Origin of the sequence: Novosphingobium sp. IK01 (assembly GCF_033242265.1) — a bacterium.
Taxonomy (GTDB): Bacteria; Pseudomonadota; Alphaproteobacteria; order Sphingomonadales; family Sphingomonadaceae; genus Novosphingobium; species Novosphingobium pituita.
In genome coordinates, this window is record NZ_BTFW01000001.1 from 1,305,419 (window position 1) to 1,327,266 (window position 21,848).

Genomic DNA, 21,848 nt, shown 5'->3' on the forward strand with positions numbered 1-21,848 from the left:
GGGACAGAACTGGCAGACGGGGAGGAAGACGCTGACGCGAATGGCATGGGTGGCAAACTGGTTCCCGTTCACTTTCGCTGCTCCACGGCTGGCATCACACCAGACCCCCGGATTGCGTCATGTTGACCGATATTTCGGATAGCTTAATCCTCAATCCATTTCGCCTGCTTTATCAACGATTTCAGTCCAAATTGGATCAATCCGCGTAGGATACGGAAATCCCCCGGTTTCCCGCCCAGACATCGCATCGTGCCTTGCCGCCATGCGCGCTCTGGGCCATGACCCCAGACCATGGTGTTCTTCCGATCCGGCAAGCGTGACGCCCAGGGCAGCGAAACCCAGAACAACGGCGGCGACAGCGACCGCGCCGCTCTCAGGCGCGTGGGCGATCAGGTCCGCGCCCGACTCGATGCCGATCCTGCCGTCTACCGCCTGCCGGTCGAAGGGTTCGAACTCTACGCCGTGGGCGACTTCTTCACCCGCACCGAATGCGAACGGCTGATCGCCATCGTCGATTCGGTCGCGCGGCCTTCGGAAACCTACAACCCCGGCGGGGGCCGCACGAGCTACAGCGGGGATGTCGATCCCCACGATCCGTTCATCCGCATGCTGCAACGCCGGATCGACGATCTGGTCGGCATCGACCCGGCCTTTGGCGAGACGATCCAGGGCCAGCGCTATCTGCCCGGACAGGAATTCAAGGCCCATTTCGACCACTTCCGCCCGTCCGACCCGATGTGGGAAGACGAAATCGCCCATGGCGGCCAGCGCAGCTGGACAGCCATGGCCTATCTCAACGCGGTCGAGGAAGGCGGCTCGACCGACTTTCCCAAGGTCGACATCACGCCGGGGGTCCATGTCTCGATCCCGCCCCAGCCCGGCGCACTGCTGATCTGGAACAACATGGCACCCGACGGACGGCCCAACCCGCGCAGCCTCCATGCCGGTTGCCCGGTCATCAAAGGCGTCAAATACGTGCTCACCAAGTGGTATCGGGCCCGCCCGTGGGTCTGACGGCCAGGCCCCGCGCGCTTGCCCTTCTGGCCTGTCCCGCACTGCTGGTCCTGCTGTCTCCCCCGCTCCACGCGCAGGACGGCACCGCGACCACCATCACCGCCCCGGCCAGCGGCTCCCGATCTTACGGCTATCCGTCTTCGGCCGATCAGGCGCTCGATGCCTTTCTGGCAAAGGACGACGCCGCACGCCGCGCGCTCGATCCGGTCGAGACCCTCGAACGAGGCGAGCCGCTCTCCGCCGAGCGCCTCGCCATGCTGTTCACGCCCGCGCTTGCCTCGGCCCAGCGCGCGCGCAATGCCGCCGCGCGCACGGCCCTTGCCGACCTTGCCGCCGCCCACGATCTCGACCCGGCGCACCGCATCTCGGCACGCGCCTATGCCGCCGTGCTCGACGACGAGCAGGCCATGCTGGCCCCGCCGGTTCAGGACATGCTCGCGCTGATGCCGCTCAGCCCGAGCGGGGGCATCCAGGCCGAATTTCCGGCGCTCGCCTCGGAAGGCGGGCCAGAGCCGCTCGACACTTCGGCCGATCACGCCGCCATGCTCGCCCGCGACCGCGCCCTGCCGCGCGTCTTTGCCACGGCCATCGCCCGCTATCGCGAAGGCATGGCGCAGGGGATCACCAGTCCCAAGGTCGTCGTACGCACGCTGATCAGCGAAATCGACGCCCTGCTCGCCCGCCCGCCCGAACGCTCGCTGTTCATGACCCCCGCCGACGAACCCTTCACGCTGAGCGCTGGCGGGACAAAGGCCCATGCCCTCGCCCACGCGCGCCTGCGCCGTGCCTATCGCGAGGCCACGCTCGGCTCGGTCTATCCTGCCTATCGCGCCTTGCGCACATTTCTGGCGAGCGAATACCTGCCCGCCGCGCGCAACAGCGTGGGCCTCTCGCAGCTTCCGGGCGGGGCAGCCCTCTATCGCGCGCTGCTGCGCCACCACACCAGTGTCGATCTCGATCCCGATGCGGTCCATGCGCTGGGGCTGGCCGAAGTCGCGCGGATCCAGCGCGAGATGGTCACCGTCAAGGACCAGCTCGGCTTTGCCGGGCCCCTCCCCGCCTTCTTTGCCCACATCCGGGTCGACCCGCGCTTCCACCCGCGCAGGCAGGAAGATCTGGCCGCCGGCTATCGCCATGTGGCCGCCATCGTGGCCGCGCAAGCCCCCAACTATTTCCTGACGATCCCGCACACCCCGCTGCTGATCCTGCCCCACCCGGCCTATCGCGCGCGCTACGAGGCGGGGGGCAGCTACAGCCCCGGCAGCCCCGACGGCAGCCGTCCGGGCGTGTTCTTTTTCAACACGTTCGACCTCAAGAGCCGCTTCCTGAGCGGGGTCGACACGCTCTACCTCCACGAAGGGGCGCCCGGCCACCATTTCCAGATCAGCCTGGCCCAGGAAGACGACAGCCTCCCCGCGTTCCAGCGCTTTGGCGGCAATACCGCCTATGTCGAAGGCTGGGCGCTCTATGCCGAGACGCTGGGCTATCCGATGGGCCTCTACGACGATCCGATGCAGCACTGGGGCACGCTCGACGACGAGATGCTGCGCGCGATGCGCCTCGTGGTCGACACCGGGCTGCACAGCCAGGGCTGGAGCCGGGCCCAGGCGCTCGACTACATGCTCGCCAATTCGGGCATGGGGCGCAGCGACGCGGAAACCGAGGTCGACCGCTACATCGCCGATCCGGGACAGGCCGTGGCCTACAAGATCGGCGCGCTGGCGATCCAGCAGTTGCGCGACGAGGCCGAAAAGAAAATGGGCGCGCGCTTCGACGTGCGGGTCTTCCACCAGCAGGTTCTGGGCAGCGGGGCGCTGCCGCTGCCGGTTCTGGAAGACAAGGTCCATGCGTGGATGGCGACAGACTGAAGCCCCGGCGCGCAGGCGCTCAAAAAAACCTCAGGCAAAAAACCTCAGGGATCGAGCGAGCCGGGCAGAACCGGCCCGAGCGCCGGATCGAGATCGCGCGGGCGCATCAGCGAGACCAGCCGTGCGCAGCCGCTGTCGATGTCTGCCCAGCGCGCGATGTCGAGTTCGAGCACGGCAAACGTCGCGGTCGGAAACTTGGCCTCGACCACATCGCGCAAGGGGCTCGACCCGTCGTCGGGCACGAGATCGAAGATCACGTCCTCCAGCCCCGGATTGTGCCCGATCATCAGCACCGTCTCGGGGTCGCCGGTCAGTTCGCGCAGGAGGTCGACCAGCACCGCCGAACTGGCCAGATAGATCCGCCGGTCCCACTCGACCGGAAAACTGCGCCCCCAGGCCTTGCTCGCATATTCGACCGTCTCGGCCACGCGCACGGCGGGCGAGGCGATCACCCGGTCGAACCGGCGCCCGGTGTCGCGAATGTAGCGCCCCATGGCCAGGGCCCCGCGCTGCCCGCGCGCGTTGAGGGGCCTGTCGAAGTCGCGGGCGCGCGCGTCGCTCCAGTCGGACTTGGCATGGCGGAACAGGGCTAGCGTCTTCACGCGGGTCTCTCGCAGTTCGGGGCCGGGATGAAGGGCCTCTCCGCCCCTCCATGCGCGTCATCAACACGCGCCGCGATGGATTGTAAAGCCTGATCAAGGGTTACCCGGCGCACCGGCGTTCCGGGCGGAAAGGCCCCGAGCAGGCGCGAGGGAAAGGCCGAGGAAAGCACCACGAAATGCCCGCGGTCGTCGGCCGAACGGATCAGGCGGCCAAAGGCCTGCGCCAGCCGCGCGCGGATGATGCGGTCGTCGTGGCCTTGCGCGCCGCCTTCCTCGACCGGCGTGGCGAGGCGCCGCGCGCGGTGGAGAATCGAGGGCTTGGGCCAGGGCACCTGCTCCATCACCACCAACCGCAGCGATTGCCCCGGCACATCGACCCCGTCGCGCAGCGCGTCGGTCCCCAGCAGCGAGGCGCGCGGATCGTCGCGGAAGATGTCAACCAGCGTGCCGGTATCGATCGGATCGACATGCTGGGCAAAGAGCGGCAGCCCTGCGCGGGCGAGGCGGTCGGCAATCCGGCCATGGACCGCGCGCAGGCGGCGGATCGCGGTGAACAAGCCCAGCACGCCCCCGCCGCTCGCCTCGATCAGCCGGGCATAGGCCCCCGCCAGCGCGGGGATATCGCCCTTGACCACATCGGTCACGATCAAAACTTCGGCCTGGTTGGGATAGTCGAACGGGCTTTCGGCGGCGAACAGGTGCGGCCTGACATCGAGCTGGGCAGCCCCGCTGCGCTGGATCGCCCCGGCCCAGTCGCCCCCGTCGGTCAGCGTCGCCGAGGTCATCAGCACGCCGTGTGCCGGGGCCAGCACGGTCTGGGCAAACGGCTTCATCGGATCGAGATGGTGGCGGCGCAGGCCCATGTCCCATTCGCGCCCGTCCGAACGGTCGAGCGCGAGCCAGTCGACGAAATCGGGGTCGGGCGGTCCGCCCAGCCGTCCGAGCAGCGCGATCCAGCCGGCCAAGAGGTCGGTGCGCCAGGCAATCGCGCTGCGGGCGCCCTCGATCCGCGCGCGGGCCTGCCCGTCGAGCCAGTCCGGCCCGTCCTGCATCAGGGCTTCGAGCCGCAGGCTCAGCCGCAAAAGCGGCTGGCGCAGGCCCTCGAGCGCGGCGAGCGCCTGCGCGGCGGCTTCGACAATCGGGCCATCGAGCTGCGCGGCTTCGGTTTCAAGGCCATAGCCCGCCTCGCTCCCGCCGCTTTCGTCGCGGGCCAGCACGGTCGCGCGCACGGCGGCCAGCAGCGCCTCGATCGGGCCATCGGGCATCCCTTCCCCGATCCGGCCCAGCCAGCCATCGGCGGGGAGCAGTTCGGCAGCCTCGCGCGCCTGGGTGATCGCGGTCGCGCCTTCGTCGTCATAGCTCGCCACGTCGGCCAGCCGCGCGGAAAGCCCGCGCCGCCGCCCGCGCGACTTGCCCTCCGGGCCGATCACCCAGCGGCGCAGCTCGATGGCCTCGGCCCCGGTCAGTTCGGCGCCGAACGTGCTGTCGGCGGCATCGAAGACATGGTGGCCTTCGTCGAAGACGATCCGCGTGGGCCGCTGGGCCACGTCGCGCCCGCGCGCGGCATTGACCATGACCAGCGCATGATTGGCGATGACCAGTTCGGCCTCGGCACTGGCGCGCGCGGCCCGCTCGATGAAGCATTTGCGATAGTGCGGACAGCCCGCATAGACGCATTCACCGCGCTGGTCGGTCAGCGCGGTGATTCCCCGCTTGCGGAACAGCGTGCCCAGCCAGCCGGGCAGATCGCCGCCGATCATGTCGCCGTCCTGGCTATAGGCGGCCCAGCGCGCGACGAGCTGCGCCATGATCGCCGGGCGCCCGGTGAAGCCGCCCTGCAACGCATCTTCGAGGTTGAGCAGGCACAGGTAATTCTCGCGCCCCTTGCGCACGACCACCGGCGAAGGCGCCTTGCTGCCGGGCGGCGGCATGGCAAAGGCGCGCGTGCTCTCGCGGCGCAACTGGCGTTGCAGCGCCTTGGTATACGTCGAAACCCAGACCGTGCCGCCCGATTGCTGCGTCCAGAGCGAGGCAGGCGCCAGATAGCCCAGCGTCTTGCCCGTCCCCGTCCCCGCCTGGGCGAGCACGATATGCGGCTCGCGCGCGGCACGGCGCGGGGCGAAGGCCTGAGCCGCTTCCTGCGCGAAAGCGCGCTGACCGGGGCGGTCTTCGGCCCCCGCGCCGGTCAGCCGGGCAAGCCGCGCGGCGACATCCTCGGGATCGAGGGTGACTTGCGCGGGCTGGGGCCGCTCGGCGCTTTCCTCCCATTCGGGCAGGCGCGCAAACAGCCAGCGCTCGGCCTGCTGGGGCCGGACGATCCGCCCCTGAAGCAACGTGGCCCAGGGCCAGCGCAACTTGACCAGCGATTGCAGGACGCTCCATGCGCCATCGCGTTCGGGCCAGTCGGGCGCAGCGGCCGTCGCCAGCAAGGCCTCTGCCGCCTGCTGCAACAGCAGCGGCACGTCCGCATCCGCTTCGGGCACGGGCAGACCCAGCGCAGTGGCCAGCCCCTTGGGCGTGGGCACGACAAAGCGCGCAGGGTGGATGAACGCATAGAGTTCGAGCAGGTCGAGCCCCGACAGGTCGGGATAGCCCAGACGGCTGGCCACCAGCGGCGCATTGAGCATGAGCAGCGGGGTATCGGCCGCCGCGACGATGGATTCGCCCTTGCCGACTGTGCGGGTAGAAGGGAACAGCCCCACCCCGCGCAGCCAGCAGCCGCCATGGCTGGCATGGATCGCCGGCAGGGCCAGAGCTGCGGGCGCAGAAGGATCGTCGGGTTCGGCCATGGCCCATCCTCTGACCGCAAACGCCGCGCAGGGCAAGCACCAGACCGCACCATGCCGGCCTTCTGCCCCAGCGCCAGATCACCCCCTTAAATAGTCCGCGCCCGCGCCGTCTTATGCCACGAACCGGACAGCCCCGGATTGTCACACAACCCATAGTGGAGAATGGGAAAATGGCCGTCATCAACACCAACATCTCGGCGATCCGCGCCGCCAATGCCTCGATTTCCGCCTCGCAGCTTGCAGGCGTTGCCATGGAACGCCTTTCGACCGGCAAGCGCATCAATGGCGCCAAGGACGACGCGGCGGGCCTTGCCATCACCACCACGATGACCTCGCAGATCCAGGGCATGAACCAGGGCATCCGCAACGCCAACGACGGTATCTCGATGGCCCAGACCGCCGATGGCGCGCTCAACGAAGTGACCGCGATGCTCCAGCGCATCCGCGAACTGGCGGTCCAGTCGAAGTCGGACACCTACCAGCAGTCGGACCGCGATGCGATGCAGTCGGAAGTCGGCAACCTGACCGCGCAGATCTCCGACGTGCTCAACAACACCCTGTTCAACGGCAACAACACGTTCAAGGTGATGACCACGACCCCGGCCACCGACGGTTCGGACGATCTCACCCTCGACATCCAGGCCGGCGCCGAAACCACCAACGTGGTCACCTTGCGCTCGGTCGCTTTCGACGGACAGGTCATGTTCGGCTCGGGCGCCAGCGCCTATGACCCGACCTCGACCACCCAGTCGCTCGACGTCAGCGACCCGGTCAAGGCCAAGACGACGATGGACAATGTCGACCTCGCGCTCAAGTCGGTGAGCGCCGTGCGCGCCGAATTCGGCGCCGGGCAGAACCGTCTGCAATCGGTCGTCAACAACCTGACCGACAACGTGACCAACCTTTCGGATGCGCGCAGCCGCATTCTCGATACCGATTATTCTGCCGAGACCACCGCGATGGCCAAGGCCCAGATCCTGGCCCAGGCGTCCACCGCGATGATCGCCCAGGCCAACCAGGCCCAGCAGAATGTCCTGACGCTCCTGAGGTAAGACCCCACCACACCACGGCCTACGGGAGCCTCCACGGAAATGCGGTACAGCCCCTTGCCGGACTGTGCCGCATTTTCGCGTGTGGCACGGATGCCGGAGCCAAAACCTCGCGCCAAAAACCTTGCACAAGCGGGCGGGAATCGCGAAAGGGCGGGAACCATGACCCAAACCGATCTCATCGCCGCCGCCCAAGTCTCCAAGTCCTGGCCGTTCGAGGAAGCGCGCAAGCTCGTCAAGCGCTACCCCGGAGGCAAAAAGGATGCGGACGGCAAACTGGTGCCGGTGCTGTTCGAGACCGGCTATGGTCCTTCGGGGCTTCCCCATATCGGCACGTTCCAGGAAGTGCTGCGCACGACCCTCGTGCGCCGCGCCTATGAAGTGCTGACCGGAGGCCACCCCACCCGCCTCGTCGCCTTTTCCGACGACATGGACGGGCTGCGCAAGGTGCCCGACAATGTCCCGAACAAGGACATGCTGACCGCCCACCTCCAGGAACCCCTCAGCCGCATTCCCGATCCGTTCGGCACCCACGAAAGCTTTGCCCACCACAACAACGCGATGCTTCGCGAATTCCTCGACCGTTTCGGCTTCGACTACGAATTTGTCTCGGGCGCCGAGCGCTACAACGGGGGCGACTTCGACGAGGCGCTCAAGGGCGTGCTGCGCAACTTCGACGCGATCATGGGCATCATGCTGCCCACGCTGCGCGAGGAACGCCGCAAGACCTATTCGCCGGTCCTGCCGATCTCGCCCAGCAACGGGCAAGTGCTTCAGGTGCCCATCGAGGTGGTCGATGCCGAGGCCGGTCTCGTGCGCTTTGTCGACGTGACCGGCGAGGTCGTCGAGCATTCCATTCTGGGCGGGCGCTCCAAGCTCCAGTGGAAGGTCGACTGGGCGATGCGCTGGGTGGCGCTGGGCGTCGACTATGAAATGTGCGGCAAGGACCTGACCGACAGCGTGACCCAGTCGGGCCGCATCGCGCAAGTGCTGGGCGGACGCCGCCCCGAAGGCCTGATCTACGAACTCTTCCTCGACGAGAAGGGCGAGAAGATCTCCAAGTCGAAGGGCAATGGCCTGACCATCGAGCAGTGGCTCGACTATGGCAGCGAGGAATCGCTGAGCTTCTATCTGTTCCGCGAACCCAAGAGCGCCAAGTCGCTCCATGTCGGTATCATCCCGCGCGCGGTCGACGAATACTGGCAGTTCCGCGAAAAGCTGGCCAGCCAGCCCATCGAGCAGCAACTGGGCAACCCGGTCTGGCACCTGCTGCGTGTCAATGGCGCCGGAAACGACACCACGACACCGGGCGCGGGCGATACCCTGCCGGTCACCTATGGTCTCCTGCTCAACCTCGTCGGGGTGCTGGGCGCCCATGCCACGCGCGAACAGGTCTGGTCCTATCTGGCCAACTATGTCGACAATGCCGATCCGGCGGCCCACCCCGCGCTCGACGCGCTGGTGACGTGTGCGCTGGCCTACAACCGCGACTTCATCGCCCCCACCCTCGCCCGTCGCAAGCCCGAAGGCGGCGAGGCGGCGGCCCTTGCCGCGCTCGACGCGCAACTGGCCACCTGCCCGCAAGACGCCAGCGCCGAAACGCTCCAGAACATGGTCTACGAGATCGGCAAGGATGAAGCCTATGGCTTTGCGTCCTTGCGCGACTGGTTCAAGGCGCTCTACGAAACCCTGCTCGGCTCCTCGCAGGGGCCGCGCATGGGCAGCTTCATCGTGCTCTATGGCGTGGCCAACACCCGCCGCCTGATCGCCGAGGCGCTTGCCGCCTGAGGTGAACGCAGGAACACGAAAAAAGGGGCTGATCCGGGTCGGTTCAGCCCCTTTTTTTGCATGTCAGATCCCCAGGATTTCAGGGGCGCCAAGGATTCAGGCACCCAGCCGCCGCAGCGCCGGGTCGATGAAGCGCCGGGGCACCGGGCCATAGCGGGCCGGCCCTTCCTCAAGGCTGAGCGGGCGCGGCAGCAGGCGGTTGAGCAGCAGGCGTCCGAAGCTCCATTCCCCCAGACCCGATTGCGCGTTGATATGGCCGACCGCCCCCGCATCGGCAAAGCGCGCGCCCCAGTGCCCGGCCATCTGGCGGCTGGTGCCGAAGCGGGCATAGGGATCGTCGCGGCTGGCCACGACAATGGCGGGAAACGGCAGTTCGTGGGCGGGCAACGGGGCAAAACGGGTCAGCCGCCGGTCGCGCACCTCGTGCTCGACATCGGGCGGGGCGACCAGCAGCGCGCCGACCACAGGCTGGCCCTTGGGACCACTGGCGAGGCGCTCATACTCGGCCCACCAGGCCACCGCGTGGCAGCCCAGACTGTGGGCAACCAGCACGACAGGCCGACCAGCCCCTTCATGAGCGCGCTGGATCGCCAGCGCCAGCTTGTTGACCCAGGTGTTGCGATGGGGATCATCCCACAGCCCGAGGTCCACCCGATGGCAATCGGGCAAAGTCTGTTCCCACAGCGTCTGCCAGTGACCGGGACCCGAATTGGCGAGTCCGGGCACCGTGAGGATCACGGGATCGGTGCGGCGCGTGGAGGCATGTTCATGAGCCATACAAGTTCTCCCGAAGAGGAAGCGGCCGGTCGACTCGGACTACGTCCCGACACAGCTGGACAATAACTCAATCTTTGAAGTAGACAATGGCGGAACGACGAAACGACGGCTCTTTGCGCCGGACGGCGAAGGCGGCGACGCAGATGGCTTGCCCACTGTCTTCGCTTGCGCCGGGCGCGATGACCGTTGCATTTCCCGGCCAATTGCGACAGGCCCCGCAACGGGGACATCATTTCTGGGGATCGAGCCTGCGTGCCTGTCGCGCGGGCCGCAAAGGGACGATAGCGGACGCCGCATGACTGCACCTGCCACGCCTGTCGCGCCGCGCAAGCGCCTGCTCGCCTCGATCCACGATGTCAGCCCCCGTTTCGAACGCCAGGTCGACATGCTGGCCGAGCGCCTCTCGGGCCATCTGGGCGCGGGCCGCTTTGCCATGCTGGTCATCCCCGATCACTGGCGCGGCGCGCCGATCGCGGGCAATGCCGCGTTTCAGGCCCGCCTGCGCGGCTGGGCCGACATGGGCATCGAGATGTTCCTCCACGGCTGGGCCCACAAGGACGAAACCCCCGCCACGCAGGGCCTCGCAGGCTTCAAGGGCAAGCACATGACCGCGGGCGAAGGAGAGTTCCTGAACCTCTCCCACGCGCAGGCGGTCGAGCGCATGAGCGCGGGCAAGGCCCTGGTCGAGGACATCCTGGGCCGCCCCGTGGCCGGTTTCATCGCGCCGGCCTGGCTCTATGGCGAAGGCGCCCATGCGGCCCTGTCCGAACTGGGCTTTGCCCTGGCCGAAGACCACATGAAAGTCTGGCGCCCGGCCGACGGCATGGTGCTGGCCAAGGGCCCGGTGATCACCTGGGCCAGCCGCAGCAAGGCGCGCATCGCCTCCTCGCTGTGGTTTTCCGCGCTGGCGCGTCAGGCCCTGCCCGCGCTGCGCACGGTGCGCGTCGCGGTTCACCCCGGCGATACGACCGTTCCCGCCCTGCTTGCATCGATCGACAGCACGCTTGCACGCTTTGCACGAAGCCACGTGCCCTCGCGCTATGCGAGCCTTCAGGGTCCGGCAGGTCTCTTTTGAGCGAGCCCGGTTTGAGCGGGGCAGGCCCCTCGGGTACGGCGCGCGCCCGGCCTGACCAAGCCTTGCGCGTCCTGACGTTCCTGCACAGCTTCGAGCCGGGCGGGGTGGAGCGCGTGGCGCTGCGCCTTCACCGCGCATGGCTGGCCGCCGGGGCAGATGCGCGCCTCGTGCTGGGCCGCACGCAAGGCGCGATGCGCAGCGAATGGCCGGATCTGGACACCCTCAGGGCCGACGTTTTCGACAGCCATGGCCTGCCCACCGCCGCGTGGGAAACGCTCTGGATGATGCTGCGCCTGCCCGGCGCCATCAGGCGCCACCAGCCCGACGTGCTGTTCTGCGCGGGCAATTCCTATACTGTCGTGGCCGTGACCATGCGCCTCGTGCTGGGCCGCCGCTGCCCGCCGATCCTCGCCAAGATCAGCAACGATCTGACCCGCGCCGACCTGCCCGCCCCGGCCCGCCCGTTCTACCGGATGTGGCTGCGCATTCAGGGCCGCCTGCTCGACCGTCTGGTCGGCATGGCCGAACCCATGCGCGCCGAACTCGAAACCCTGATGCAGGCCCCGCCCGCGCATGTCGCGATCATCGACGATCCCGCGCTGGAGGAAGCCCAGATCGCCCGGCTCGAAGCCCTGCCCCGCCCCGCGCATGACGGGAAAGGGCGCCGCTTCCTCGCCATCGGGCGGCTGGCCGCACAGAAGAACTTCCCGCTCCTGCTCGACGCCTTCGCGCGGATCGCACGGGGGCAGGACCGCCTGACCATTCTGGGCGAAGGCAGCGCGCGCCGCGCCCTCGAAGCCCAGGCCCGCGCACTGGGCATCGCCGACCGGGTGTCCCTGCCCGGCCACGTCAACCCGGTGTCCGACGCGCTGCTGGCCGCCGATGCGCTCGTGCTCTCGTCCGACTACGAAGGCGTGCCCGCCGTCGTGCCCGAGGCGCTGGCTGCCGGGCTGCCGGTCGTTGCAACCGATTGCGCGGTGAGCATGGGCGACCTTCTGGGCCGCACCGAGACGGGCCAGACCACAGGCCCGAACACAGGCCCGAACACAGGTGAGGCCCGCTTCGGCCTGCTCGTGCCCGTGCGCGATGCCGCCGCGCTGGCCGGGGCCATGGACCGTATCGCCGAACAGCCGTTCGATCCCCGCGCCGCGCGCGCGCAGGCCCGCCGCTTCACGGTGGAAATCGCCGCGCGCCGCTATCTGGCGGAAATGGAGCAACTCGCCCATGCCTGAATCTGCCCCGCCTGAATCGCCCCGGCCTGAGCGCCTTTGTCCCGCCATCGCCTGTGCCGATGGAATGCCCCCCATTCATAAAGCCGGTGGCGCCCAGCCCCGCTTGCCTGTAACGCCGACCGGCCTGAACGAGACACGATGACCAACCCCGCGATTCCCGAAACGGCCCCTCCCGTAGTGGAGGGTGGCTTGCGCAAATGGAGCGCCTATCTGGGCCCGGCCATCTCGGTGGCGATTCTGGGCGCTGTGCTCATGCAGTTGCGTCAGCTCAACTGGCCGATGGTCTGGTCGATCATCCCCCGCTCGCCGCTGATCTGGCTGGTTCTGGCAGCCAGCTATTTCTCGGGCCCGGTGGCCGACTGGGTGATCTTCCGCAAGCTCTGGGGCATTCCGCTCTCGGGGCTGGCGCCGCTGCTCAAGAAGCTGGTCGGCAACGAATTGCTGATGGGCTATGTCGGCGAAGTCTACTTCTACGACTGGGCCCGCCGCCATGTAAAAATGGACAGCTCGCCCTTCGGCGCGGTCAAGGACGTGGCCATTCTCTCGGCGCTGGCGGGCAATTTCACCACCATCATCATGCTCGCGATCACCTGGCCGCTGATCAGCCCGCTCGGCTTCGGGGCCGACGGCAAAGTGCTGATCGTATCGATTGCGGTCGTCCTGCTGACCTCGGCGGGGATCATGCTGTTCCGCAATGGCCTGCTCAGCCTGCCGCGCCGCGACTTGTGGTTCGTGTTCAACGTCCACTGCCTGCGCATCATCGTGGGCACGGCGCTCTCGGCGCTGGCCTGGCACCTGATCCTGCCCGAAGTGGGCATCGGATCGTGGCTGCTGCTCTCCACCATCCGCCTTCTTCTGGCCCGCCTGCCGTTGATTCCGAACAAGGATCTGGCCTTTGCGGGGATTACTGCGCTGCTCGTCGGGCGCGAGGTTCAGACCGGAGTCATGATCGCCATGATTTCCATGCTGATCGTCGCGACGCACGTCGTGCTGTTCATCGGCCTCTTGCTGCTGGACCTGGTGCAGAAGGAGAAGAATGCGTGAAAATTCCGCCCTTCCCGGCGTTTGCGTCGGCACGGGTCCGATCGGGTGCGCCGCGCGCCGCCGCGCGCGTGCTGGCAACCCTGGCCCTGCCGGGCGCCGCCCTGCTGCTTTCCGCTGCCGCCCCGATCATTCCCTCGACCCCCGATCTGGGCAAGGCCGAAGGGCAATGCCGCCCCGGTGAAAGCGGCCCGGCCTTCCTCGTCGACGTGCTCGGCCTCAAGGACCGCACCGGCAAGCTCAAGCTCGAAGTCTATCCGGCCAACGACGAGGATTTCCTCGCCGACGACAATGTGCTGGTCTCGGCGGGCAAGACCTTCCGCCGGGTGGAGATCACCCCGCCTGCCGAGCCGACCCCGCGCCTTTGCGTGCGCCTGCCCGGCCCCGGCCACTATACGGTGATGCTGCTCCACGACCGCGACAGCAACCACCGCTTCAACTGGCAGCGCGACGGCATCGGCTTTTCCAACAACCCCCATCTGGGCTGGTCCAAGCCCAAGGCGGCGAGCGTTTCGGTTGCCGCCGGCGAACGGCCCACGCCGTTGCGGATCGTGCTGAATTACCGTAATGGTCTGCTCTCGGTCGGGCCGATCAAGGGGGCACGATGAAGCTGGTCGATGTCAGCGCGTTCTATGCTCCCAAGGGCGGCGGCGTGCGCACCTATGTCGAGCGCAAGCTCAAGGCGGGCGAGGCACTGGGCCACAATGTGACCGTGATCGCGCCGGGCGAGGATGACCGCATCGAGCAGCGCGGCCCGCGCTCGAAGATCGTCTGGCTCAAGAGCAAGCTGTTCCCGCTCGATTTCAACTACCGCTGGTTTTCCGACATTCCCGCGCTCTACGATGCGCTCGACGCCGAAGATCCTGATTTCGTCGAGGTTTCCTCGCCCTGGCGCAGCGCCAGCGTGGTCGCCGACTGGCCGGGCAAGGCCCCGCGCGCGCTGATCATGCATGCCGATCCCTTGTCGGCCTATGCCTATTACTATCTCGATCCGGTCGCCACGCGCACCACCATCGACAGCGTGTTCGAACGCTACTGGCGCCACTTGCGCCGCCTCGACGAACGCTGCGCGATGATCGTGAGCGCCAGCACGAGCCTGTCGCAGCGACTGATCGCCGGTGGCCTCAAGCATGTCGTGACCAATCCGATGGGGGTCGATCCGGGCATCTTCTCGCCCGACTTGCGCGATCCGGCCTTGCGCAAGGGCCTGCTCGAACTGTGCGAACTGCCCGAGACGGCCACGCTGCTGCTCGGTGTCGGGCGGTTCTCGACCGAAAAACGCTGGCCGATGGTCGTCGATGCCGTGGCTTCTGCCGGGCATCACCATGCGGTCGGCCTGGTGCTGGCCGGGCAAGGCCGCTCGCGCAAGGTGATCGAACGCCGCATCGGCGAGAACCCGCATATCCGCGTGCTGGCCCCGATCACGAAGCGCGACGAACTCGCCCGCGTGATGGCCAGCGCCGACGCCCTGCTCCATGGTTGCGAAGCCGAGACGTTCTGCATCGTCGCAGCCGAAGCCCGCGCCAGCGGGTTGCCGCTGATCACCCCCGACGAAGGCGGCGCCTCGGACCAGGCACGGGCCTCGAACGGGTGGATCTATGAATCGGCCCATGCCGCCTCGGCGGCGCAGGCCGTGGCCGACTATTGCCTTGCCCGCGAGGCCGGACGCGATGGCCCGCGCGCCCATGTGCCCCCGCCGCGCACGATGGACGACCATTTCCGCGAGCTGTTCGCCTCGTACGAGGCGGTGCTGGCCGGGGAACGGCAGGCAGCCTGAGAGCCCGACCCGAAAGTCAGGCGGCGGAGGTTTGGAGCGGGCTCTGAGCTTTTTCGCGTTTTTCGAGGATCAAACGACACGCAGGGTCCCGGACACGTCCGAAGCCCTGCGCAAGGTTCGTATTGCGCGACCGGCACCCGCAGGCACCGGTCGCGCACCGGTCAGAAACCGGCCTTGAGCGAGACGAAGACCTGGCGCGGGGCGCCCGGCAGCAGGGTTTGCGCATCGCCCGAGAAGCCGAAGCCGTTCGAGCCGATGGTCGCCACATAGCCCTTGTCGAACAGGTTGGTGGCATTGACCTGGATTTCGAGCGGCACGCGCTGGCCCACGTCGAGGCGATAGCCCAGCGTCGCATCGACGAGCGCCCGGCCCGGCACCGACTGGTCATTGAGGTAGGTGAAGTAGCGGCGCGACATGTAGTTGACCGCCACGCGGCCATAGAACGACTTGCTGTCGTAGGAGAGTTCGCCGCGCGCCAGATGCTTGGGCGCGTCGACCACGGTCTTGCCCGCCGTCGGCGCGATGCCCTTGGCGGTGACCACGTTGTCGCGATAGGTCGAGTTGTTGTAGCTGTACGAGGCGAACAGCGCGAAGCCATAGGGCAGCTTGTAGTTGCCCACCGCCTCGATGCCATACGAGCGCACATTGCCCACGTTCTGGACCAGATTGGCAGACCCCACGATCCCCACCGAGGTCGGGATGGTCAGCAGACGGTTGCGGAAGTTGACCCAGTAGCCGCCCAGAACGCCGTTGAACTTGCCGCGGTTGAGGCGCAGGCCGGTTTCATAGGTGTCCGATTCCTCGGGCTTGAGGCCATTGGCGGCAATCTGGTTGAACCCGGCCTGCGTCGTCGAGAACGGGCTCGACGTGCCATCGGCGGTGAACGCGCGGGTCGACTGGGTGAACCCGGCAAACGCTTCGGCGCCGCCGCCCAGCTTGTAGGTCAGGCCCGCATGCGGCTGGAACCAGTCGCGCGCCTTGAGGGCGCCGGTGGCCAGATTGCTCTGCGCCGCGCGCTTGGCCGCGCTGTTCTCGACGTCGAAGCCCTTCCAGCCCACGTTGATCTTGAGCGCGCCCAGATCGATGTCGTCGCTCACGTAGTACTGGTAGGTCTTGGTGTTGTAGGCCATGTCCCACTGCGTGGCGAAGGGGTTCACCAGGAAGTGGTGGAAGTCGATCCCAGGCTCGGTGCGGCTGGTCAGGCCATAGAACCGGCGCGCCTGATCGAAATCGTTGTTCTCGAACCAGCCGCCCACGGTGATCTTGTTGTGGGCGACGGTATAGACGAAGTTGCCGAACACGCCCTCGCGCTGGATGTTGTATTCGGTCGTGCGGACCGACATCGGCACCCCGCTCGGGCTGGCCAGATAGGGCGTGCCCCACAGGCCCTGGCCACGGTTGTGGTGATAGTAGCCCTTGAGCGAGAACGAGAGGCGGTCGGACAGGGGGCCGCTGGCGCCGAACGCATAGACCCAGTCGCGACGCAGGCCCGCCGCGTCGTAATAGGCATCGTCCGCCGAGGTGATCTTGCCCGGATAGGTCGTGCCCGCGCCCGGATTGGTCGGGGTGACGCCGGTATAGCCGGTGTTGGCGCCCACATCGGCGACCTGAAGCGCGGTCGCGTACTGGTGCGGGCCGAAATTGTCCCAGTTGCTGCCCAGGCGCTTGATCATTTCAAGCGACATGTCCTGGTAGTCCTGCTCGACGCGGTCCGAATAGCTGTACCAGCCCTCGAAGTTGATGGCGCCAGCGGGCGCAATGAACTTGACGTTGGTCATCAACTGGCGCTGCTGCCCGTCGCCCTTCCACTTGTTGCCGGTCTGGTAGTGGAGCGAGGCGAAGCCGCGCACGCCATCGCGGGTGCCCACCGCCACGCGGCCGAACCCGCGCCAGGTCTCGCTCGACCCGTAGGAGCCGCTCGCATCGATGGCGACATGATGGTCGTGGAGCAGGTCGCCCGGATCGATCGAACCGAATTCGAGCGTGCCGCCCAGGTTGCTGGTCGACTGCGCGCCGATCGCGCCCGCACCCTGGCTGACCGAGGTGACACCGATGTTCTCGGTGCTGATCGCGCGGCTGATGTGCAGCCCGTTCATGTTGCCGTAGCTCATGTTGCCCAGCGGAATGCCGTCGAGCGTGAAGCCGAGCTGGTTCTGGTTGAAGCCACGGATGGTCACGCGGGTCGACCATTCATACGAGCCGAACGCATCGGCCGACTGGAAGTTGACGCTCGGCAGCTTCTCGATGGCCTTGAGCGGGCTGGTACCCGCCGCCAGAACGGCCAGATCGGCGGCGTGCAATTCCTGCGTCTGACGGGTCTGGCCGGTGCCATAGACGACGATCGCCGGGGCGGTTTCGCCAGCAGCCCCGGCAGCATCAGGCGCGGGCGCGGCGTCAGGCGTGGCATCCTCGGCGGCGAACGCAGGATGGGCGACAGCAAAGGCACACCCGGCAAGCAGGATGGAAAGGCGGCGCATGATTTTCCCTCATGGTTACCCCCCGCAGAAGAGGGGATCAGGGGCGGCGCCTAGTGGTGCAGAATGTCAGGATCGTGCCAGAACGATGACACTTTTTTTGCAGGTGCGAATATCACCTGCCAGCATTCCCCTGCCCCGGCGCCCGTTCGGTACAGTCGCGGGCCATGAGCTGTTCGAGCAGCCAGGCCCGCGCCGGCCCCGCCGGGCAATCGCGCCGCCACTGGGCATAGAACGGATAGGAAATCGCCCCGCTCTCGGGCATCGGCAGGTGCACGAGCCGCCCCGCCTCCAGATCCCCGGCCACGACATGACGGGGCATGTTGCCCCAGCCGATCCCCTGAAGCAGCAGCGCGTGCTTGGCCCCCAGATCGCCCAGCCGCCATGTCCGCGCGGCCATGACCGAGAAATCGCGCCCTGCCGTAAGCGAGGAGCGGTCGGACAGCACGAGCTGGAGATAGTTGCGCCCCACCCCCGGCGCCAGCGCGCCCGTGCGCGCGGCCATTTGCGCCAGCGCATGGCCGGGCGCTGCCACCGGCACGAGATCGACCTGCCCGATGGCCATGCGCTCAAGCGCGGGATCATCGACCATCACCGCCCCGGCAATGCCCAGATCGGCGCGCTTTTCGAGCAGAAGCGCGGTGACCGCGCCAAGCGCCTCGACATGAAGGCGCAAGTCCACCGTAGGGAAAGCGATCAGGAAATCCTGAAGCAGCCGCGCGAGCAGGCGGGTTGGAAACATCACATCGACCGCCACCGTCAGCTCGGCTTCGAGCCCCTGGTTGTGGCCGCGCACCCGCGCCATCATCGCGTCGACATCGTCGGCCACCGCCCGCGCGCTGGCGAGCACCGCCCGGCCCGCATCGGTCAGTTGCGGCTTGCGCGAGCCCTCGCGGTCGAACAGCGACACCCCCAGCTGCCCTTCGAGGTTGGCGATGCCATAGCTGATCACCGAGATCGCCCGCCCCATGCGCCGCGCCGCGCCATTGAAACTGCCTTCATCGACAATCGCCAGAAAGATGCGAATCTGGTCGATACTGGGCTGGCCTACATCCACGCGCGGGGTCCTGTTCAAAAGATTTGAACATCCTTATCAGAATTATCGGGATTATCGAAAAGCCCGTTTGCGGGCAATCAGGGCCACGAAGCATGGTCCATGCCCGGTGTGGGCCCCGTTTTGCCGCTCTTCCAATGACCTGGAGTTCATCGATGACCACCCGCACTGCCGATCCCCGCATCCTCCCGGCCATCGTCGATCGCTGGTCGCCCCGCTCGTTCGACGGCCAGCCCGTTCCCGCCCAGGATCTTGCCACGATCTTCGAGGCCGCCGGCCTTGCCCCTTCGGCGTTCAACTTTCAGCCCTGGCGCTTCCTCTACGCGGTCAAGGGCGATGCCCACTGGGATGCCTTCCTCGACATCCTGATCCCCTTCAACCAGGGCTGGGCCGCCAGTGCGGGCGCGCTGGTGTTCATCATCTCGACCGAAACCAGCACCGCACCCGACGGCACCACCAGCCCGCTCTACAGCCACAGCTTCGACGCGGGCGCGGCCTGGGCCCTGCTGGCGCTTCAGGCCACCGCGCTGGGCTACCAGACCCACGGCATGACCGGGATCGACTTCGACAAGGCCCGCAGCGTGCTCGGCATCCCCGAAGGCTGGCGCGTGGAAGCGGCCACCGTGATCGGCAAACTCGACAGCGCCGACAAGCTGCCCGACTTCCTCGCCGCGCGTGAACACCCCGGCACCCGCAAGCCGGTGGCCGAAGTGGCCGTGGCCGGTCCGTTCGCTGCGCTTCCGGCCTGATCGCCCACCCCTTTGGTCAGGCGCGCGCCATCCAGCCCCAACCGGCCCGCGTCTGACCAAACCCCCAGCAAGCGATTCGCGGCCCCGCATCGCACAAGATCAGTGCGCAACAATCCCTGAAGCGCGCCGGGGTTCCCGTCTGCGGCAACGGTCAGCGGGACAAAGAACACTATTCATCGCAATCGCACCCATCGTGCCCTTGGCAAGCCCACCCCACGCTGCCTATCTTGGTGAACGGACGAACATCACACTTAAACCATTTCGTTTCGGGGTCTCGCAATCATGATCATGGGCAGGCGCCAGATGCTTGGCGCACTGGCCGGCACGGCCGCCACGGCACTGTTTCCGCGCGCCGCAGCCGAAGCTATCGCACCGCAACAGGCGGGCCGTTCCGGCCTGCGGGCTCCCGGTGCATGGACTCCGGGGCTTGGCGCGGGCGCCAAGGCGATCCCGACAGTGCCCGCCGCGGCCCTGTCCTCGCCCCTGCTCGTGCAGGCTTACGGCGCCCTGCACCATCATGGCAATGCGCTGGCCGCACGCGACGTGATCGGCGTGGTCGATTTCTCGGCCCCCTCGCGCGAGGCCCGCATGCAGTTGATCGACGTGGCCTCGGGCCGCGTGCTGTCCTCGCACCTCGTCGCCCATGGTCGCGGGTCCGACCCGTCGAACAAGGGCTGGGTGGAGCGGCTCTCGAACGAATATGGCTCGGAAGCCTCGTGCAGCGGCAGCTTCCTGACCGGCGAAACCTATTACGGGCGCCATGGCCGCTCGCGCCGGCTGATCGGGCTCGACCCGGAAAACAATCTGGCCCAGCCGCGCGGGATCGTCATTCACGCGGCCAGCTATGTCGGCCCCTCGATCGCCAGCATGCAGGGCCGCGTCGGCCGCAGCCAGGGCTGCTTTGCCGTCTCGGGCAACGACATCGACCATGTTCTGGGCCTGCTGGGCCCCGGTCGCCTGCTCTTCGCCGCGCGCTGAGCGACGCCCTTTTGCACCCTCTTTCCCGCACCACATGCGGGCAAAGGGCAGTCCAACGCATGCTTGCAAGCGCGGTTCCGTGGAGGAAGATTTATTTCCTCTCACGGCGATTGCGCTTGCCATACCCCGCATTGTGTGATCCCGACAACGTGATCAAGGTGCATGAGCGCGGCTTGTGTCTCAAAGTGTCGCAAGCCGCGTTTGCCGACAGGGACCGAACCGAAGCTGTGCTACCGCCTTGCCCGAATCACTCAAGTCGGTGAAAGAATGCTGCATAGTCGTCCGGTTGCATCCTCTGTCCGGTTTCCGGGGCTTCGCGCGGTCGGCGCGCGATCGTTTTCCTCCTTCTCCCCGTTTGCGCTGGCCTTTCTGGTCCCGGCCTGCCTGGCCCTGAGCGGGTGTGGCGGGGGCCAGGAAGCCCCCAAGCCAAAGGACATTCAGGTCGGCTATATCGTGGCCACGCCCACACCGGTTCCGGTTTCGACCGAGCTGTCGGGCCGCACGGTCGCTTCCGAAGTGGCCGAAGTGCGCCCGCAGGTTACCGGGATCATCATGGAACGCCTGTTCACCGAAGGCACCATGGTCCATGCCGGGCAGCCGCTCTACCAGATCGATTCCCGCAACTATGCCGCCAATGCCAACCAGGCCGCAGGCAATCTTGCGGCCAGCCAGGCCATGGTGGAATCGCTGCGCCTGAAGGCCGAGCGCTACAAGCTGATGGCCGCGCAGGGCGGCATCTCGCGGCAGGACGCGCTCGACGCGATGGCCAGCTACAACCAGGCGCGCGGGCAGGTTCTGGCCAACAAGGGCGCCTTGCAGGCCGCGCAGGTGAGCCTGGGCTTTACCCGCATTCTCGCCCCGATCACCGGGCGGATCGGCGTATCGAGCATCACCAAGGGCGCGCTGGTCACCTCCAGCCAGACCAATGCCCTCGCCAAGATCCAGAAATTCGACCCCATGTGGGTCAATATCCAGCAATCGAGCAACGACTACCTCGCGCTGCGCCGCGCGCTGCAATCGGGCAAGCTGGCCGCTGATGGCGCCGCGCGGGTCAAGGTGATCCTGTCCGATGGCACGGTCTGGCCGGTCGAGGGACGGCTCAATTTTGCCGATGTCGATGTCGATCCCGAGACCGGCACGGTGACCTTGCGCGTGACCGTGGCGAACCCGCACTACGACCTGCTGCCCGGCCTCTTCGTCAAGGCGCGGATCATCGAGGGGATCGTGCCCAACGGCATCCTCGTGCCCCAGGGCGCGGTCAGCCGCACCCCGCGCGGCTCGGCCACGGTGCTGGTCATCAATGCCAAGGGCGAGGCCGAAACCCGTGATATCGTCGCCGATGTCGCCGTGGGCACCAACTGGCTCGTTTCCAGGGGTCTCAAGGCCGGGGACAAGGTCATCACCGAAGGCCTCGTCAAGGCCCGTCCGGGGGCCAAGGTCAAGGCCAGCCCCGCCCGCAGCGAGATCGTGAAGACCGATGACGATCAGAGCAGTAATGGCCAGAGTAGTGATGGCCAGAGCGATGGCGACAACACGCCGGGCACGACGATGACCGCACCGGCGCAGGGGACAAAGTAAGCC

At 67.3% G+C, this 21,848-nt stretch carries 17 protein-coding genes; 12 read left to right on the forward strand and 5 right to left on the reverse strand.

The annotated features are described in order from the left end of the window. Positions 1-291 precede the first annotated feature (291 nt). Entirely contained in the window at positions 292-1,014 is a 723-nt protein-coding gene (locus tag SBI20_RS06125; RefSeq protein WP_317974223.1) for a prolyl hydroxylase family protein, read from the forward strand. Continuing rightward, a complete protein-coding gene (locus tag SBI20_RS06130; RefSeq protein ID WP_317974224.1) occupies positions 1,005-2,882 on the forward strand; it encodes a DUF885 domain-containing protein in 1,878 nt (625 codons plus the stop codon). The genes SBI20_RS06125 and SBI20_RS06130 overlap by 10 nt, the downstream gene beginning before the upstream one ends. A gap of 44 nt (positions 2,883-2,926) precedes the next feature. On the opposite strand, the gene SBI20_RS06135 is transcribed toward SBI20_RS06130, so the two are convergent. Then, on the reverse strand, positions 2,927-3,484 hold the full coding sequence (locus SBI20_RS06135; protein ID WP_317974225.1) for a SixA phosphatase family protein: 558 nt from the start codon (positions 3,482-3,484) through the stop codon (positions 2,927-2,929). Beyond that, positions 3,481-6,273 carry an ATP-dependent DNA helicase gene (locus SBI20_RS06140; RefSeq protein WP_317974226.1) on the reverse strand — a complete coding sequence of 931 codons (2,793 nt, stop codon included), beginning with the start codon at positions 6,271-6,273 and terminating at the stop codon, positions 3,481-3,483. Before SBI20_RS06140 ends, SBI20_RS06135 begins: the two co-directional genes overlap by 4 nt. 170 nt (positions 6,274-6,443) lie before the next feature. On the opposite strand from SBI20_RS06140, the gene SBI20_RS06145 reads away from it, so the two are divergent. Further along, positions 6,444-7,325, forward strand: coding sequence for a flagellin N-terminal helical domain-containing protein (locus tag SBI20_RS06145; RefSeq protein ID WP_317974227.1), 882 nt, complete (start codon positions 6,444-6,446; stop codon positions 7,323-7,325). Between the two features lie 159 nt (positions 7,326-7,484). Further along, entirely contained in the window at positions 7,485-9,110 is a 1,626-nt protein-coding gene (locus tag SBI20_RS06150) for a lysine--tRNA ligase (protein WP_317974228.1), read from the forward strand. A gap of 96 nt (positions 9,111-9,206) precedes the next feature. Here the strand turns inward: SBI20_RS06150 and SBI20_RS06155 are convergent, their stop codons facing one another. Further along, positions 9,207-9,887 (reverse strand): RBBP9/YdeN family alpha/beta hydrolase, encoded by a 681-nt coding sequence (locus SBI20_RS06155; RefSeq protein WP_317974229.1) that lies wholly within the window; start codon positions 9,885-9,887, stop codon positions 9,207-9,209. Between the two features lie 295 nt (positions 9,888-10,182). On the opposite strand from SBI20_RS06155, the gene SBI20_RS06160 reads away from it, so the two are divergent. The 5 genes from SBI20_RS06160 to SBI20_RS06180 all read left to right on the forward strand — a co-directional run bounded on the left by SBI20_RS06160 (position 10,183) and on the right by SBI20_RS06180 (position 15,012). Then, positions 10,183-10,962 (forward strand): polysaccharide deacetylase family protein, encoded by a 780-nt coding sequence (locus SBI20_RS06160; RefSeq protein WP_317974230.1) that lies wholly within the window; start codon positions 10,183-10,185, stop codon positions 10,960-10,962. Continuing rightward, positions 10,959-12,194: a glycosyltransferase gene (locus SBI20_RS06165; protein ID WP_317974231.1), complete on the forward strand. Its 1,236-nt coding sequence runs from the start codon at positions 10,959-10,961 to the stop codon at positions 12,192-12,194. Before SBI20_RS06160 ends, SBI20_RS06165 begins: the two co-directional genes overlap by 4 nt. 138 nt (positions 12,195-12,332) lie before the next feature. Beyond that, positions 12,333-13,238 (forward strand): hypothetical protein, encoded by a 906-nt coding sequence (locus tag SBI20_RS06170; RefSeq protein ID WP_317974232.1) that lies wholly within the window; start codon positions 12,333-12,335, stop codon positions 13,236-13,238. 68 nt (positions 13,239-13,306) lie between these two features. After that, complete coding sequence (locus tag SBI20_RS06175; protein ID WP_411911544.1) at positions 13,307-13,843, forward strand: DUF2141 domain-containing protein; 537 nt, start codon at positions 13,307-13,309, stop codon at positions 13,841-13,843. Then, the gene (locus SBI20_RS06180) at positions 13,840-15,012 is read left to right on the forward strand and encodes a glycosyltransferase (protein WP_317974233.1); all 1,173 of its coding nucleotides are present in this window, start codon (positions 13,840-13,842) and stop codon (positions 15,010-15,012) included. The genes SBI20_RS06175 and SBI20_RS06180 overlap by 4 nt, the downstream gene beginning before the upstream one ends. 161 nt (positions 15,013-15,173) lie before the next feature. On the opposite strand, the gene SBI20_RS06185 is transcribed toward SBI20_RS06180, so the two are convergent. Both SBI20_RS06185 and SBI20_RS06190 read right to left on the reverse strand, forming a co-directional pair. Next, a complete protein-coding gene (locus SBI20_RS06185) occupies positions 15,174-17,489 on the reverse strand; it encodes a TonB-dependent receptor (RefSeq protein WP_317974234.1) in 2,316 nt (771 codons plus the stop codon). Between the two features lie 112 nt (positions 17,490-17,601). After that, a complete protein-coding gene (locus SBI20_RS06190; protein WP_317974235.1) occupies positions 17,602-18,543 on the reverse strand; it encodes a LysR family transcriptional regulator in 942 nt (313 codons plus the stop codon). 152 nt (positions 18,544-18,695) lie between these two features. On the opposite strand from SBI20_RS06190, the gene SBI20_RS06195 reads away from it, so the two are divergent. The 3 genes from SBI20_RS06195 to SBI20_RS06205 all read left to right on the forward strand — a co-directional run bounded on the left by SBI20_RS06195 (position 18,696) and on the right by SBI20_RS06205 (position 21,845). Beyond that, positions 18,696-19,289: a nitroreductase family protein gene (locus tag SBI20_RS06195; RefSeq protein WP_317974236.1), complete on the forward strand. Its 594-nt coding sequence runs from the start codon at positions 18,696-18,698 to the stop codon at positions 19,287-19,289. 282 nt (positions 19,290-19,571) lie between these two features. Beyond that, entirely contained in the window at positions 19,572-20,267 is a 696-nt protein-coding gene (locus SBI20_RS06200; RefSeq protein ID WP_317974237.1) for a murein L,D-transpeptidase catalytic domain-containing protein, read from the forward strand. 267 nt (positions 20,268-20,534) lie between these two features. Further along, positions 20,535-21,845, forward strand: a complete 1,311-nt coding sequence (locus SBI20_RS06205) for an efflux RND transporter periplasmic adaptor subunit (RefSeq protein WP_317974238.1) — start codon at positions 20,535-20,537, stop codon at positions 21,843-21,845. The last annotated feature ends 3 nt before the right edge of the window (positions 21,846-21,848 follow it).